Here is a 16,604-nt window from a genome sequence, read left to right on the forward strand (position 1 = left end):
CATTATATATATGAAGATTATATCCTATAACGTAAACGGAATTAGAGCGGCTCTAAAAAAAGGCTTTTTAGATTGGTTAGAAGCTGCCAATCCAGACATTTTATGTTTACAAGAAACCAAAGCACATAAAGAACAATTAGATCTTACTGTTTTTGAAAACTTAGGGTATAAATATACCTATTGGTTTTCTGCACAAAAAAAAGGATACAGCAGTGTAGCCGTTTTGTGTAAAGAAGAACCAAACCATGTGGAGTACGGAACAGGTATAGAAACCATGGATTTTGAAGGTAGAAATTTACGTGTAGATTACGATACGTTTTCTGTAATGAGTTTGTACTTACCTTCTGGAACCAATGATGCTCGTTTGGATTTTAAATTGAATTATATGGATGAATTTTTGGATTATGTAACAACACTGCGTAGCCAAATTCCTAATTTAATTATTTGTGGAGATTACAATATATGTCATACAGAAATAGATATTCACAATCCTAAACAAAATAAAAATACATCAGGTTTTTTACCTGTAGAAAGAGAATGGCTAAGCAAATTTATCAATAGTGGTTTTATAGATAGTTTTAGGCATTTTAACAAAGAACCACATCATTACTCTTGGTGGAGTTACAGAGCCAATGCTAGAAATAATAACAAAGGTTGGCGAATAGACTATCATATGGTTACTCAAAATTTACAAGATAGATTAGAAAGAGCCTATATATTACCAGAAGCAAAACATTCAGATCATTGTCCAATAGTTTTAGAAATTTCTAAATAGAATATCACATGAAAAATAAAATAGTTGCAATTTTAGCCATTGCTGCATTAACAAGTTGTGTTACCAAAAAGCAGTTTACAGAACTATCTGATAAATATGATAAGTTAAGAGAAACAAGTTCAGATTTGGTTGCTCAGAATGATGAGTTGATCAAAGACAAATTTTCTATGTCTAAAGAATTAAGAGACTTAAAACAACAACATTTGTACTATAGCAATCAATCTAAAAAATTGAATGAAGAAATAGAATCTATTATGGGTAGATATAACAAACTTCAAGAATCTTACGATGATTTGTCTGCCAATAGTTCATCAACAATTAATTCTAAAATCAACGAAAACCAAACACTTTTGTCTGAGTTAGATGCTAAAGAAAATAAGTTGTTGCAAGAAGAAGCAAAACTAAGAAAGTTAAAATCTGCATTAGAAGCTAGGTCGCAAAGAATTACAGATTTAGAAGCATTAATAGCTAGTAAAGAAGCTGCAATGCAAAAATTAAAAAGTGCAATTAGTGAAGCCTTGGTTAGTTTTGAAGGAAAAGGATTAACGGTAGAAAATAGAGATGGAAAAATTTACGTTTCTATGGAAAATAAATTGTTGTTCCAGTCTGGTAGATGGGATGTTGGGAACAATGGAAAGTCTGCAGTAGTAGAATTGGCTAAAGTTTTGGTACAAAACCCAACCATAAACGTGTTAATAGAAGGTCACACAGATAACGATCCTTACCACGGAGGAGTGATTCAAGACAACTGGGATTTATCTGTAAAAAGAGCAACTGCTATTGTTAGAATTTTACAAGATCAAAACGTATCTCCAAAGCAAATTACTGCTGCGGGTCGTAGTGAATACATTCCGGTAGCACCAAACACTTCGGATGCAGGTAAAGCTAAAAACAGAAGAATAGAAATTGTATTGTCTCCAAATTTAGACGAGGTAACTAAATTATTAAACGAGTAGTATTTTGAGTAGTAGATTAATGAAGTTGGGCTTTGTGTTTTTGTTAAGTTGTTCTGTTTTTGCACAAAAAGCAACGGACACAATAGAAGTAGTGAATACAGAAATTGTTACTACAATTAAACAATACAAAGATGCAATAGCCAGTGATGAGGTAGCAAAAATAGATAGTATTTGGATAGAAAATTTATACAAATCATCTTTGTCAGATAGTATATTTGATAATTTAAGACCTATAACGGATGATAGGTTTACATTGGAAGAATTATCTACAGATACTTTAAAATACAGATTAGCTCGTTTAAACGAAAAAACACCTTTTCATATTGAATATAATATTGAATTGGAAAGGATTATAAAAAGTTATTTAAAATATAGAAAAAAGTACTACCCACAAATGATGGCAAGAGCGGAATATTATTTTCCGTTTTTTGAAGAACAATTGGCTCAGTACGAAATTCCTTTAGAAATTAAATATTTAGCCATTGTAGAATCTGCTTTAAAACCCAGAGCAAAATCAAGAGTAGGAGCCACAGGTTTGTGGCAATTCATGTATCAAACAGGTAAAATGTTTGATTTAAAGGTTAGTTCTTATGTAGATGAAAGACAAGATCCTGTAAAATCTACCAAAGCAGCTTGTAAGTATTTAGAACAATTGTATCACAGTTTTAACGATTGGGATTTGGCTCTAGCAGCTTACAATTCTGGACCTGGAAATGTATCTAAAGCGATTAGAAGATCTGGAAACAGAACCAATTATTGGAACATAAGACCTTTTTTACCAAAGGAAACAGCAGATTATGTTCCTGCATTTTATGCAACAATGTATATTTTTGAATATGCTAAAGAACATCATATTTATAAGGAGCAACCTAGAATTCATAAGTTTGAAGTTGACAGTATTCAAGTAAAACAATTGCTAACATTTCAGCAAGTTCATGATATGTTAGGGACTGATATTGAATTGTTAGAGTTTTTAAATCCATCGTATAAACTAAACATAGTGCCTTACGTAAAAGGAAGAAATTACAAACTAGCACTTCCGTTAAAAGATGCCTTGGCTTTTGTAGATAATGAAGATCAGGTATATGAATATGCAACCCTGCAAGCCAACGAAAGAGAAAAACCATTGCCACAATATTTTGAAATGAGTCAACGTATTCGTTACAAAGTAAAGTCGGGTGATTATTTAGGCCTAATTGCCGAAAGGCATGGTGTGTATGTAAGAGACCTTAAAAAATGGAACAATTTAAAATCAACCAGCTTAAAAGTTGGGCAGCGATTAACCATTTACCCTAAGCGTTTAAATTATACGATTGCCAAACCCAAACCTGTTAAAAAAATTACAAAAATAGAAGTGCCTAAAAAAGGAACAAAAGTGTATCATACCATTACAAATGGAGACAACCTTTGGGACATTTCTAAAAAATACAACGTAACCGTTACCGCTGTTAGATCTTGGAATAATCTTTGGGGGAGTAATAATCTAAAGTTAGGAAATCAATTGGTTATTTATAAAATGTAAACTTCTATGAAAAAAATTATTACTTTTTTAGCATTTGTTTTATTAATTGCTTGCGGAGATAAAAGCCAAAACAAGAAAGAAGACACAAGTTATTTAAAACCAGAATCTACCGGAAGAATCAATCATATAATTGTAGTGGTAGAACCGCAACATTGGGAGGGTAAAATAGGAAAAGCATTTAAAGAGTTAATTGCAGAACCTATTGTTGGTTTGCCACAAGCAGAATTTCAGTTTAATGTGTCTACCATACCTCCAAAAGCATTCAATAAAATGTTTCAGCATAGTAGAAATTTATTGGTGTTGCAATTGTCAGATGTGGAAACTTTTAGAACAAGTAAAGACAAATATGCCAAACCTCAAACCATTGTAGAGTTAAAAGCTCCTACGGTTGATGATTTAGTAGCATTGATAGCTACCAAAGGCCCTAGTATGATTGATGTTTTTAAAAATGAAGATTTAAAAACCATTCAGAAAGAAAACAGAAGAAATAAAATAGCTACCAAAATAAATTCTTTAGACAAACTAGGAATAAAAATGGAGATTCCTAATAAATTTAGAGTTGTAATGGATACGTTAGGATCTTTTATGTGGTTAAGAAGTCATATTTCTGGAGGAATTGCCATAGGAGATCAAACAAATAACTTATTGGCTTATGAAGCTCCAATGTTTCAGTCAAATCAACCTATTTTAAATCAAATTATTAAAAATAGAGATAGCATTGGAAAAGCATACATTAGAGGGAACAATGTAGAAAAAATGTATATGATTACCGAAGCAGCAAGAACTCCTGTAATAAGAGAGGTAACCATAAATGGGAAAAAAGCTTACGAAACCCGTGGTACTTGGGAAGTATTTGGAGCGTACAATGCAGGACCTTTTTTAAACTATTCTATTGTTGATGAAAAAAATAACAGAGTTGTAGTTGTAGAAGGTTTTAACTACGCACCATCTGTAAACAAAAGAGATTTTATATTTGAATTGGAAGCAATTCTTAAAACAACCAACCTTAAAGACTAATACAAATTTTAGATTTTTTAGGATAAGCTTTCTGACTAGAAATCATAATTTCCAGATCGTTTAGTTTGGCTTCAACTAAATAAAAAATTCCTTTATAGTAACTGTTTAAAACCGTTGCTTTAATGTCAGAATTTTCAACAATTTTAAGCTGTTCTGGATACAGAATGGCTTTTCCTTTTTTTGTAAGCCCTAAATATGTGTATGGTATTTCATTTACTTCGTTAAAAAAAGAAGCTACATAGGTTGATGTTGGTTGTTCATAAACCTCTCTAGGAGCACCACTAGTTATAATTTTATGATCTTTAAGAACATGTACAGTATCCGCAAAAGACAAAGCATCTGTACTGTCGTGTGTAGCCACAATACAAGCTATATCTTTTGTCTTTAAATAATTAAACAAACGTCTTCTTAGATGGTTTTTTCTAAAATTATCTATATGACTAAAGGGTTCGTCTAACAATAAAATTTTAGGTTCTTTAGCCAATACTCTCGCAATAGCCACGCGTTGCTTTTGTCCGCCACTTAAATTTTTAACTTTTACATGTGCAAAATCACTCATGTCTACTACTTCTAGTAGTTCTTTTATTCTAGCTTGTTTTTTTTCTTTATAAATGTTAGATAAAAATTCGCCAACGTTTTCTGCAGCAGTGGTATAAGGCATTAAACTAAAATCTTGAGCCAAATATTTCATAAACGGATGTCCAGGAATAATATTAAATTTAGGACCTAATAGTTTTTCATCATTGTAAAAAATAGCCCCTTTTTCAATGTCCATTAAACCATAAATTAATTCTAATAAAGTGCTTTTTCCACAACCACTTTCTCCTAAAAGCGCTACATACTCACCTTTATTTACATTAAAATTAATGTTTTTAAGTACGGGTTTGTTTTTAATGTAGCCATAAGAAACATCTTGAATAGATAACATAAGAATTTGTTTAAGTCGCAAATATAAGGTTTCTAGTACGATAGAAATTTAGAATTCATAAAAAGGAAAACATAAAAATATGCTTGTTGGTTTCATAAAAACATTTAAATTTAACATATGTTAAAACGTAAAACTATAACTATGAAAACTACAATCAGAATTGTTTTATTAGCGATTATTTTTGTGCAATTTGGATATGCTCAAGATGAGTTTGAAAGCTCTTTTGATAAAGAAAATACTTTATCTGCAAACCTTGGAGTAACAACTATTGGAGAACAAACCTTTGTTGGGTTTAGAGTTCAACCAGAATTTTCTATAGGAAAATTTGGATTGGGTTTAGACGTTCCTTTATTATTTAATACCGAAAACGGAGAGCTAAGAACACAGGAATTTAACAATGGTGTTGGTGTTTTTAGAATGGTTCGTTACTTACGCTATGGTAGAAAGAAAAAAGATGCTGTGTATGCTAAGTTAGGTGATATGACTGGAGAACAACTAGGTTTTGGAGCTCTTTTAGGAAACTACAGCAATGCTGTTTCTTTTGAAAGACGTAAAGTAGGTATTAGTGCCGATTTATTATTTAAAAAAACAATAGGTTTGGAAGCTATTTATAGCGATGTGAATTTTGATGGAACTCAAAAATTATTAGCCTTAAGACCTTACTATAAACCATTAGCAAAAACAAGCATTCCTGTTTTAAAAACATTAGAACTAGGAGTTAGTTATGTTTCTGATAAAGATAACTTTGAAGAAACTACTGATGCAGGTGTAACCTCTAACACAACTTTTACTAGAGATGGAAACAGTGCTGTTGGAGTAGATGTAGGAATGACTTTGTTAAGAAATGCTTTGTTAAAATTAACTTGGGATGCCCAATATGCACAGTTAAACAAAAACGATGCTTTGGCAGAAGATCTTAGTAACAACCCTGGAAATTATGAACCAGGAGCTACTTATGACGATGGTAGTGGTTTTGCAACAGGTTTAGAGGCACAGTTTAGATTTGTAGCCAATGTATTTCATTTAAATGCTAGAATAGAAAGACAATGGTACGGAGAAAATTACATTCCACAATTTTTTAATTTTGCTTATGAAATTAATAAAGATGCTCGTTTAGAGGAGTTGGTTTTAGCAGAAAAATCTCAAGGTGTTTACGGTCGTTTAGGAAGTGAAATTTTAGGATTGGTAAAAGTTGAAGGAGAATTAATTTTACCAGACGATTTAAAAAATAGCAACAGAGGAGCAATCGTAGGATTGAATTTACAAACTAAAGAAATAGCAAATTTTAGAGCAAGAGGTAAATATGTAAAAGGGCAATTATCAGATTTAGGAGATGCTTTTAAGTTTGATTCTAGAGCTTTGGCTAATATTTTAGTAACCTATAGAATTAACAAATTTTTAGAGGCAGGAGTAGATTACCAATGGACATATGCTGAAAAAGAAGACGGAACTTTTGGACCTGTTAATCAAGTAAGACCATATGTGGGTGTAAATATTAAAATTTAAGTAGAAAAATTAACGTAAAAAAGCCTCACATTTGTGAGGCTTTTTTTGTTGATTGTAAGGGTTGTTTATTTTTCAACCTTTAAAATATCTTTAATCAATTCTTCAAATTGTTGTTTAGGCAAAGCCCCTTGAGCCATTTGTGGTTTTTCTCCTTTAGGGCAAAATAATAATGATGGAATAGAACGAATTCCAAAAGCACCAGCCAATTCTTGTTCTACTTCTGTATCTACTTTGTAAATGTTTATTTTTCCATTGTATTCTTTGTCTAATTCCTCTAACAATGGAGCAACCGCTTTACATGGACCACACCAATCTGCATAAAAATCTATAATTGCAGGAACATCTCCAGCAAATTCCCATTCTTGTGATTTTTCAAAATTGAATACTTTATCTAAAAAGTCTTGTTTTGTGATTGTTTGTACCATAATTGTTGTTTTAAGGTTTCTAGGTTTAAAATTACTATTTGTTAAGTCGTTTGTCTGTATCAAAAATTACATTAGCAAAATTGGAAGCAGAATTCATAAAAAAAGTTGTCTAAAAATATTTTACAAACATCATGCTGAACTAAAATCAGGATGATGTGTATTATTTTTAGACAACCTCCATAGTTGTAATATTAGCAAATACTATGCTAAAGCCTTTTCTATAACTTCTTTAATAAAAGGACTTTTTTCTTCGGCTAAAATAGCTTCTAGCAATGTTTTGTTTTCTAACAATAATTCGGCAGTAGCAATGGCAATATTAATAGCCTCTAACTTTATAGCACCATTTTTCATTCCTAAAGCTTTGGCTAAAAATGCTTTTTCTTCTGGTGATGTAATTCCTATATATTTAAGAGTTAACAAACCAGCCAACACATCTTTGTTAGCAATTGCATCGTTTAATTTAGTGGCTAATACCTCTTTGTTTACTTTAGTAGCTAAAGGTTCTATTTGTGTTAAAAGCTCTGCTCTATCTTCGTTAGAACGTGCTTTTAAATATTTTCCTGCCAGAGCAACAATGGCATCGTAAGAAGCATCGTTTGCAGGAGCAGCAGTTTTCTTTTCTTCTTTTGCCCAAGAATCTGTCAATCCAACCGTACGGTTAAAAATTAGTTGAATAGAAGTGCTATCGGTATCTGCACAAAAATATCCTTTACGTTGAAATTGAAATCTATCCCCAGGTTTAGAAGTCAACAAACTTGGTTCTACCAAAGCAGTAATTACTTCTAAAGAATTTGGGTTGATGAACTGTTTAAAATCAATGTCTTTATGACTGTCCGGAGCTTCGTCTTTAAACAAACGATCGTATAAATTTACTTGAGCTTTTACAGCGTGTTTGCTACTTACCCAGTGAATGGTTCCTTTTACTCTACGTTTGCTTGCTTCGGTTCCAGATCCAGAACGAGAGTCTAAATCTGCTGTACAATGGATTACAGTAACATTTCCGTTTTCGTCTTTTTCTACAGAGTCAGCTTTAATAATGTATGCGTTTTTTAAACGAACTTCTCCTCCAATTTTTAATCTAAAAAACTTTTTGTTGGCTTGTTCTCTAAAGTCTTCTCTTTCTATAAATAATTCTTTAGAAAATGGAACTTCTCTTTCTCCAGCTGCTTCATCTTCAGGATTGTTTTCTGCAATTAAAATTTCTTCCTTATCTGTAGGATAATTATCAATCACTAATTTAATAGGATCTAACACTGCCATTACACGTGGTGCTGTTTTGTTTAATTCGTCTTTAATACAGAATTCTAACAAAGCCACATCGGTTACGTTGTCTCTTTTAGAAATTCCAGCAATTTCACTAAATTTTCTAATAGAATTAGGTGTGTATCCTCTACGTCTTAAACCAGAAATGGTAGGCATACGAGGGTCGTCCCAACCAGATACCAATTTTTCTTGTACCAATTGCAACAACTTACGTTTGCTCATAACGGTATAACTAATGTTTCTACGAGCAAATTCACGTTGTTTAGGTACAATATTACCAGCTTTTGTTACCTGTGCTAAATACCATTCATATAAATCTCTATGGCTTTTAAACTCTAAAGTACATAGTGAATGTGTAATGCTTTCTAAATAATCAGATTCACCATGAGTCCAATCATACATAGGATATATTACCCAATCGTTTCCTGTTCTGTGGTGATGCTTTTTTAAGACACGATACATAATAGGATCACGCATGTGCATGTTATTATGTTGCATATCAATCTTAGCACGTAAAATAGCTTCTCCTTCGTTAAATTCACCATTCTTCATTTTTTGGAACAAAGCCAAGTTTTCTTCTATAGAGGTATTTCTATAAGGACTGTCTGTTCCTGGTGTTGTTGGAGTTCCTTTTTGTGCAGCAATTTCTTCAGATGATTGTAAATCTACATAAGCTTTTCCTGCTTTTATAATATCAATCGTCCAGTCATATAGTTGTTGAAAATAATCAGAAGAATACAGTTCCTTATCCCATTTAAAACCTAGCCAAGCTACATCTCGTTTAATAGCATCTACATACTCTTGCTCTTCTTTAGCAGGATTGGTGTCATCAAAACGTAAGTTCACCGGAGCGTTGTATTTTTCACCCAAACCAAAGTTTAAGCAAATAGAAGCAGCGTGTCCAATGTGTAAATATCCATTAGGTTCTGGTGGAAAACGGAATCTTAGATTTTTAGGATCCAATCCATTTGCCAAATCTTCTTCAATGATTTGTTCAATAAAGTTTAATGATTTCTTTTCTACCATTTCAACAAAAATAATCAGTTATTAAGTCAGCAAATTTACAGAAAACAGAACGAAAACGATGAATTTATAGTTTGAAGTTGAAATATGTTCTTACTTAGTATAAATATGATTTAAGAATCAGAATCTATTTTTATAATTTAATCATCTGAAAATAAAGTATTGGTATTAAAATTGTGAATTTATTGAGTGAAATTTGATACTTATCTAATTCTATTGAAATTAAAACAACAACTATGCAATTTAAGTTAACAGTTAACAACAAAAAATACGAGGTTGATGTAGATGGAGAAACACCACTACTTTGGGTATTAAGAGATTCGCTGCATTTGGTAGGAACCAAATTTGGTTGTGGAATAGGACAGTGCGGTGCTTGCTCTGTACATTTAAACGGAACGGTGGTGCGTAGTTGTTTGTTTCCAGTGGTTGCTGTTGGAGATGCTAAGATTACTACCATAGAAGGTTTGTCTAAAAATAATGATCATCCTGTACAAATAGCTTGGAGAGAAATAGATGTGCCACAATGCGGTTATTGTCAAGCAGGTCAAATAATGACTGCTTCATCTTTATTAGCTCAAAATAACCAACCTAACAAGGTAGAAATTAAAGAGGCTATGCATGGTAATATTTGCCGATGTGCTACTTATAAAAGAATAGAAAAGGCAGTAGAAAAAGCTGTTGAAATCACTCAAAAATCTTAAACAATGGCATCAAATCAATCAATACAAATGGATAGAAAATCGTTTCTAAAAGTATCTGTACTTTCTGGAGCGGGAATTGTTTTTGGGGTTCATTTTTTACAAGGTAGCAACAAGCAAGGTAAAATGCCCGTAGATTTAGAAGCCTTAGATTACAATGAATTTAATGCCTATATACAAATAGCTAACAATGGAAGAGTAACTATTTATTCTCCCAATCCAGAAATTGGGCAAGGAGTAAAAACATCTATGCCTATGATTGTGGCAGAAGAGTTAGATGTGCCATGGGAACATGTAAGAGTGGTTCAAGCAAATTTAGATACTAAAAATTTTAAAAGACAAGTAGCAGGAGGAAGTCAGTCTATCCGATTTTCTTGGTTGCCTTTAAGAGAAGCTGGAGCTACTGCAAGACAAATGTTGATAAACGCTGCAGCTTTAGAGTGGGGTATAAAACCTAACCATTGTAGTACAAGTGATGGAAATGTAATGCATCCCAACGGTAAAAAGTTAGGCTACGGAGATTTGGTAGTAAAAGCAGCAACGTTAGAAGTACCTACAGATATTACCTTAAAAAATCCTGAGGATTTTAAAATTATAGGAAAACAAGCCAAAAATGTAGATAACTTTAAAATTACCCAAGGAGCACCATTGTATGGAATGGACTATTTTGAAGAGGGAATGGTGTATGCTTCTATTATACATCCGCCAGCTTTTGGCCAAAAATTAATAAGGTTTGATGCATCGGAAGCTTTAAAAATTAAAGGAGTTTCAGAAGTTGTAAAAACAGGAAACAACATTGCCGTAATAGCCACCAGTACATGGATTGCTTTTCAAGGTAAAAAAGCGGTAAAAGCTACCTATAGTAAAACCAATAAAAAAGAAGATTCTACCTATTTTGATCAATTAGCAGAAGAAGCTTTAGCTTCTGGACAGTTTAAAAAAGTAAGAGAAGATGGAGATGTGAATAAAGCTTTTAAAGAAGCTGATAAAGTAATAGAAAGAGTGTATGAAGCTCCTTTTTTAGCACACAATACCATGGAACCCATGAACTTTTTTGCCAATGTAACTGATGAGATCATTGAATTAAAAGGACCTATACAAACTCCAGAATTAACCGCTAAACAAGTGGCTAGAAACTTAAAAAGAGAGGTAGATGAGGTGCGTGTAGAAATGTGTAGAATTGGTGGTGGTTTTGGTAGACGATTAAAAGGAGATTATGCTATTGAGGCTGCGTTAATTTCTGATAAAATTAAAAAACCTGTAAAACTGGTTTATACCAGAGAAGATGATATGACAACAGGTTGGTATAGACCTAAAGTAAAATACAAAATAAGAGCAGCAATTAAAAACAATAAAGTAACAGGTTATCATTTAACAGATGTTTCTGTAAATGCAGTGGTTAATAAACAAAGAGCCGATTTTTTTCCTTCAGGAGCTATAGATAATTTGTTAATTGATACGTACAAAATAAAAAGTAAAGTAACGTGCTTTGCGTGGAGAGCACCCATTTGTAACATTTTGGCTTTTGCAGAACAAAGTTTTTTTGATGAGTTGGCCGAAGAACTAAACATAGACCCTGTTCAGTTGCGATTAGATTTGCTAGAAAATGCCAAAAAGCACAAAGATCAAAATATGAAATATTCTCCTGAAAGAATGCAGGAGGTTATTAAGAAGGTCGCTAAAGAAGCCCAATGGGGAGTTTCAAAGCAAGGAGTTTATCAGGGTTTTAGTGCTTACTATTCTCATAATACCCACGTGGCTCAAATTGCAGAAGTGGTTTTAAAAGACAATAAGCCTGTAGTAACCAAAGTATATTGTGTTGTAGATTGTGGAATTGTAGTAAATCCGCTAGGAGCCAAAGCACAAGCAGAAGGTGGTATTATAGATGGAATTGGACATGCTATGTTTAGTGAAATGATTGTAGAAAACGGAGTGCCAAAAAGCAATAATTTTCATCAATATCAATTAACAAGATTAAAAGATGCTCCAGAAGTTGTGGTTTCTTTTGTAGATAGTAAAGAAGCACCTACAGGAATGGGAGAACCTACCTTGCCACCGGCACCAGCAGCAGTAGCTAATGCTTTGTATGCTGCCATGGGTAAAAGATTTAGAAAACATCCTTTTATTAAAAATGGCTTAAATAGTTAGGGTTTTATGACTCATGAATTTAAAGAAATATTAGAAGCTTACCTTAAAGCCAAACAACTTTCTAAAAGTACGGTGTTAGCAACCTTGGTATCTGTTAATGGATCGTCATATAGAAAAGAAGGGGTACGAATGTTGATCCATCAAAATATGCAGATTGTTGGAGCAGTGAGTGGTGGTTGTGTAGAAAAAGAAGTGGTGTTACAGTCGCAATCTGTATTTGCCACAGGGCAATCTAAGTTAATTAGTTACGATGGAAGATACAGGTTGGGATGCGAGGGAACATTGTATTTGTTGTTAGAAAAACTAAACATTTCTGATGAGGTAATTCTTAAAATTCAACATTGTTTTGACAATAGAAAGTCATTTCAACTCAATACTTTTTATGCTGATGTGTTAACTGTGGGAGGAGGAACCACTGTTCGGTTAGATGGTGTAGATTATCCAATTTCTAATTTTAATAGAACAACAAAGTTTAAAAACTGCTTTCATCAAACCATGGAACCTATATTTCAAATTTACATTGTAGGTACAGAGCACGATGCAAATAGTTTAAGTCAGCAAGCCTCTTTTTTAGGATGGGAAGTAATTATTGTTAACGGAACTAAAACATTAAAATCTACCAATGATTTTATAGGAGCTAAGAAAATCATCAATACAGAAGAAGACGGTATTAATGAAATAAAGATAGATCTAGAAACGGCAATTGTGTTGATGAATCATAATTATGCAAAAGATTTGTGGTTTTTGCAACGTTTAAAAAATTCAAAGCCATTGTACATTGGTTTGTTGGGAGCAACAAAAAGAAAAGAACAATTGTTTACAGTTCTAATTGAAGAAGATTTGGATATTTCTGAAGAGTTTTTAGAACTCATTCATGGACCCACAGGTTTAGATATTGGTTCTGTAACTCCTCAGGAAATAGCGGTTTCTATTGTGGCAGAAATTATAGCTACTAAAAAGAATAAATTAGTAAGTTCTTTACCAAAGAATACTAGTTTAAAACTGTCAATATAAGATGATTGTAAACACAGCCTTTTTAATAGTAGCAGCCGGAAGTTCAAGTAGAATGAAACAACCCAAGCAGTTACTTCCTTTTAAAAACGATGTTTTGTTAACACATGTCATCAAACAAGTGTTGGCAGTTTCTAAAGAAAATGTGTTTGTAGTGGTAGGAGCAAATAGCGATGTTATTATTGAGGCTATTAAAAAATATTCTGTACATATTTTAAATCATCAACAGTGGAAAAAGGGAATAGGAAGTTCTATTGCTTATGGAGTTTCTGCAATTCAGAAACTAAATAAATACCAAAGAGTTGTGATTTTGTTAGCTGATCAGCCTAGTATACAAACAAAAGATATTCAGCAAATTTTAGAATATCACTACCATCATCAATGTAAAATTACGGTAACAGCTTGTCTTAATTACACAGGAGTTCCTGTTGTTTTTGAACAAGAATTTTTTAAGGAATTAAGTTTGTTGTCTAAAGATGATGGGGCCAAATCGATTCTTAAAAAACACGAATCAGAAGTGTCTAGGTTTGTTTTGAAAAAGGAAATTTTAGATATAGATACTCCTGAGGATTATGCCAAAATGTTAAAAAGTTTGAATGCTTTGTTATAGATTTGCATTTTTAAATCAGGAAATATGGGAATTATTAGAGTTCAGAATATTAGAATATACAGCAATCACGGATGTTTAGAAGAAGAGGCTAAAATAGGTTCTCACTATCGTGTAGATGTGGCTGTAAAAGCAGATTTAAACAAATCAGCAATTTCAGACAAGCTAGCAGATACGGTAGATTATGTTCATATTAACAAAATTGTTGAAGAAGAAGTATTGCAACGTTCGGAACTGTTAGAGCATGTGGTAGAAAGAGTATTGGTAAGATTGTTAAAAGAAATTTCTTTAATAGACGAAGCTACGGTGGCTTTGTCTAAACTAAACCCACCTATTGGAGGAGATGTTGAGGCTGTTACGATTGAAATGACGAAAAAAAGACAAGAATTTTAAAAAAAAATGTAAAAGTATATTGTGCAATGTATAGAATTATATAAATTTGCACGCTCAATGGTGTTTTGGCCGAGTGGCTAGGCAATGGTCTGCAAAACCATGTACAGCGGTTCGAATCCGCTAGACACCTCAAAAAAACCATCACTTTTTAGTGATGGTTTTTTCGTTTCATCCCTTTTTTATTTTTAGGTTTCATGAATTTGGAATCAAGTCTACTATACAAATCTCATTCTAACAACTGTTTTTTAGCAGGTCAATTTATTTAATAATGTCTTAGTTTTATACTTTAAGTCAAGTCAAAAAGCAATTTTTGGTTTCTAAAAGGAATATCAGTTTGGTTTTTAAAACGTGTTACTCCTTGTATATTATTTTGAACACCCGCTATGAAGACAGTTATATTTACAGATTTGGATGGAACTTTTTTAAACCACAACAACTATTCGTTTAAGGAGTCTTTTGAGGCTTTAGAACAAGTGTTTAAAAAAGAAATACCCTTAATATTTACCACAAGCAAAACCAAAGTAGAGGTAGAACAGTTGCAGCAAAAAGTAGGTATTAAAGAACCTTTTATTGTAGAGAATGGTGCAGCGCTGTTTATTCCAAAAAATTACAAAGGTTTTGATTTTTCTTTTTTAGAAGAGTTTGATGCTTTTTATTACATACTTCAGCTAGGAGTTTCTTATGATCAAGTATTAACTTTTTACAATGCCTGTAAAACAGAATTTGGAATGTTAGGCTTTAGTGATATGACAGATGAAAAAGTAAGGGAACTTACTGGATTGTCTTTAGAAAAAGCACAAACATCTAAACAGCGAGATTTTACAGAGCCTTTTGTTTTAAAAGAAGAAGCTGTAATAGAGGTTTTAGAAAAATTAGCTTCAGAAAATCAATTAAAAATTACCAAAGGAGGACGATTTTATCACTTAATAGGAAAAAATCAAGACAAAGGAAAAGCGGTAGAAAAATGTGTGGCAATTTTTGAAAAAATCTATAAAGATGAGGTAAGATCTATTGGATTAGGAGATGGACAAAATGATGTGCCCTTGTTAAAAAGTGTAAAAGTACCTATTGCCATTCAGAATCACGAAGGAGGGTATGTAGATTTATCCAATTCAAAATTGCAAAAATCGAGCTTTAAAGGAGCTAAAGGGTGGAACGAAATGGTTATGAAAAATGTATAAATTAGAATTAGAAAATATTTATTTTAAAGCTTTACACAAAGTAAAAGCTACGTCTTTAATAAAGGACAATATATCGGTAGATGAAAATGTCATCACCATAGTAGAGAACGATTATGTGCTAAAAGACAACACTCGCTTTTTTGTGTTTGGTGCAGGAAAAGCTGCTTTTGATATGGCTAAGGAGTGTGAAGCTATTTTAAAAGACAAAATTTCAGGAGGTGTTGTAATTTCTACATCTACGGGAGATTTACAATATGCAAAGCATTTTACCTCTACACATCCTTTGGTGTCTGATAAAAGTATAAAAGCTGCAGAATTATTACTAGAAGGAGTTCAGCAGTTAACAGAAAACGATGTGTTTGTGTTCTTATTGTCTGGAGGAGCTTCGGCCATGATAGAAAAACCAATTGAAGGATTAACACTGGATGATTTTACCAAAATATCATCGGCATTGTTAACATCAGGAATAGATATCAAAGCGTTAAATACGGTAAGAAAATCCATTTCACAAATAAAAGGAGGTAAGTTAGCCAATCATATAAAAGCCAAAGGAGAAGTTTTGGTGTTGAGTGATGTTATTGGAGATGATTTGCATACCATTGGTTCGGCACCCATGAACAACGGAAAATTTCCTCATCATATTATAGGGAACAATAAAATTGCGTTGCAAGAGGCAAAAATGTATATGAGTTCTAAGGTTGAGGTTACGGAAATTGTAACGACAACTTTGGAAACAGATTCAGAAAACGCAACGGAATTTATAAGCAGTAAAATTAAAGAATATGACAAGCAATACCATAGTTTTTGTTTGTTGTTTGGAGGCGAAACCACCACAACAGTGGCAGGTGATGGATATGGAGGTAGAAATCAGGAATTGGCATTAAGACTGTTGTTAACAGATTGCGTAACAGAAAATATTAGTATTCTAAGTGCGGGTAGCGATGGTATTGACGGAAGGTCCGAGGCTACAGGTGCTTATATAGATATTAATAGTTATGAAAAAATAAAGAATAAAAAACTAGATCCAGAAGCCTATTTAAAGAACAGCGATAGCAATACGTTTTTTAAAAAATTGGGTGATGATTTTGTAACGGGAATTTCGGGTACAAATGTGATGGATTTTATAATAATCGTAAAAAATAAAAAATAGT

Annotated in this window: 15 protein-coding genes and 1 tRNA gene; 13 read left to right on the top strand and 3 right to left on the bottom strand. The window is 32.6% G+C overall.

All coding sequences use genetic code 11. The annotated features are described in order from the left end of the window. Positions 1 to 10: 10 nt before the first annotated feature. From ACY2IJ_RS10420 to ACY2IJ_RS10435, 4 genes are read left to right on the top strand one after another with little or no spacing between them, the layout of a single operon-like run. Positions 11 to 775 carry an exodeoxyribonuclease III gene (locus ACY2IJ_RS10420; RefSeq protein WP_476724304.1) on the top strand — a complete coding sequence of 255 codons (765 nt, stop codon included), beginning with the start codon at positions 11 to 13 and terminating at the stop codon, positions 773 to 775. A gap of 8 nt (positions 776 to 783) precedes the next feature. Continuing rightward, positions 784 to 1,731, top strand: coding sequence for an OmpA/MotB family protein (locus ACY2IJ_RS10425; RefSeq protein WP_476724305.1), 948 nt, complete (start codon positions 784 to 786; stop codon positions 1,729 to 1,731). Between the two features lie 4 nt (positions 1,732 to 1,735). Next, positions 1,736 to 3,253, top strand: coding sequence for a transglycosylase SLT domain-containing protein (locus tag ACY2IJ_RS10430; protein WP_476724306.1), 1,518 nt, complete (start codon positions 1,736 to 1,738; stop codon positions 3,251 to 3,253). A gap of 6 nt (positions 3,254 to 3,259) precedes the next feature. Further along, a complete protein-coding gene (locus ACY2IJ_RS10435) occupies positions 3,260 to 4,270 on the top strand; it encodes a DUF4837 family protein (RefSeq protein WP_476724307.1) in 1,011 nt (336 codons plus the stop codon). Here the strand turns inward: ACY2IJ_RS10435 and ACY2IJ_RS10440 are convergent. Next, positions 4,260 to 5,198: an ABC transporter ATP-binding protein gene (locus ACY2IJ_RS10440; protein ID WP_476724308.1), complete on the bottom strand. Its 939-nt coding sequence runs from the start codon at positions 5,196 to 5,198 to the stop codon at positions 4,260 to 4,262. The two genes, ACY2IJ_RS10435 and ACY2IJ_RS10440, sit on opposite strands and share 11 nt — an antisense overlap. 141 nt (positions 5,199 to 5,339) lie before the next feature. Here ACY2IJ_RS10440 and ACY2IJ_RS10445 point away from each other — a divergent pair, with 141 nt between their 5' ends. Then, positions 5,340 to 6,704: a hypothetical protein gene (locus tag ACY2IJ_RS10445; protein ID WP_476724309.1), complete on the top strand. Its 1,365-nt coding sequence runs from the start codon at positions 5,340 to 5,342 to the stop codon at positions 6,702 to 6,704. Between the two features lie 65 nt (positions 6,705 to 6,769). Here the strand turns inward: ACY2IJ_RS10445 and trxA are convergent, their stop codons facing one another. Together trxA and ACY2IJ_RS10455 are read right to left on the bottom strand one after the other, a co-directional pair. After that, entirely contained in the window at positions 6,770 to 7,129 is a 360-nt protein-coding gene (gene trxA / locus ACY2IJ_RS10450; protein ID WP_476724310.1) for a thioredoxin, read from the bottom strand. A 201-nt stretch (positions 7,130 to 7,330) separates the two neighbouring features. Continuing rightward, a complete protein-coding gene (locus ACY2IJ_RS10455) occupies positions 7,331 to 9,418 on the bottom strand; it encodes a glutamine--tRNA ligase/YqeY domain fusion protein (RefSeq protein ID WP_476724311.1) in 2,088 nt (695 codons plus the stop codon). 233 nt (positions 9,419 to 9,651) lie between these two features. On the opposite strand from ACY2IJ_RS10455, the gene ACY2IJ_RS10460 reads away from it, so the two are divergent. The 8 genes from ACY2IJ_RS10460 to ACY2IJ_RS10495 all read left to right on the top strand — a co-directional run bounded on the left by ACY2IJ_RS10460 (position 9,652) and on the right by ACY2IJ_RS10495 (position 16,603). Then, on the top strand, positions 9,652 to 10,116 hold the full coding sequence (locus ACY2IJ_RS10460) for a (2Fe-2S)-binding protein (RefSeq protein WP_476724312.1): 465 nt from the start codon (positions 9,652 to 9,654) through the stop codon (positions 10,114 to 10,116). A gap of 3 nt (positions 10,117 to 10,119) precedes the next feature. Then, the gene (locus tag ACY2IJ_RS10465; RefSeq protein ID WP_476724313.1) at positions 10,120 to 12,261 is read left to right on the top strand and encodes a xanthine dehydrogenase family protein molybdopterin-binding subunit; all 2,142 of its coding nucleotides are present in this window, start codon (positions 10,120 to 10,122) and stop codon (positions 12,259 to 12,261) included. 6 nt (positions 12,262 to 12,267) lie between these two features. Then, complete coding sequence (locus ACY2IJ_RS10470) at positions 12,268 to 13,275, top strand: XdhC family protein (RefSeq protein ID WP_476724314.1); 1,008 nt, start codon at positions 12,268 to 12,270, stop codon at positions 13,273 to 13,275. A gap of 1 nt (position 13,276) precedes the next feature. Further along, positions 13,277 to 13,882, top strand: a complete 606-nt coding sequence (locus ACY2IJ_RS10475; protein ID WP_476724315.1) for a nucleotidyltransferase family protein — start codon at positions 13,277 to 13,279, stop codon at positions 13,880 to 13,882. A gap of 24 nt (positions 13,883 to 13,906) precedes the next feature. After that, entirely contained in the window at positions 13,907 to 14,272 is a 366-nt protein-coding gene (gene folB, locus ACY2IJ_RS10480) for a dihydroneopterin aldolase (protein WP_476724316.1), read from the top strand. 59 nt (positions 14,273 to 14,331) lie between these two features. Continuing rightward, a tRNA-Cys gene (locus ACY2IJ_RS10485) sits at positions 14,332 to 14,402 on the top strand. 253 nt (positions 14,403 to 14,655) lie between these two features. Then, positions 14,656 to 15,453 carry an HAD-IIB family hydrolase gene (locus ACY2IJ_RS10490; protein ID WP_476724317.1) on the top strand — a complete coding sequence of 266 codons (798 nt, stop codon included), beginning with the start codon at positions 14,656 to 14,658 and terminating at the stop codon, positions 15,451 to 15,453. Then, positions 15,446 to 16,603, top strand: a complete 1,158-nt coding sequence (locus ACY2IJ_RS10495) for a glycerate kinase type-2 family protein (protein ID WP_476724318.1) — start codon at positions 15,446 to 15,448, stop codon at positions 16,601 to 16,603. The genes ACY2IJ_RS10490 and ACY2IJ_RS10495 overlap by 8 nt, the downstream gene beginning before the upstream one ends. The last annotated feature ends 1 nt before the right edge of the window (position 16,604 follow it).

This window comes from Wenyingzhuangia gracilariae (genome assembly GCF_056387575.1).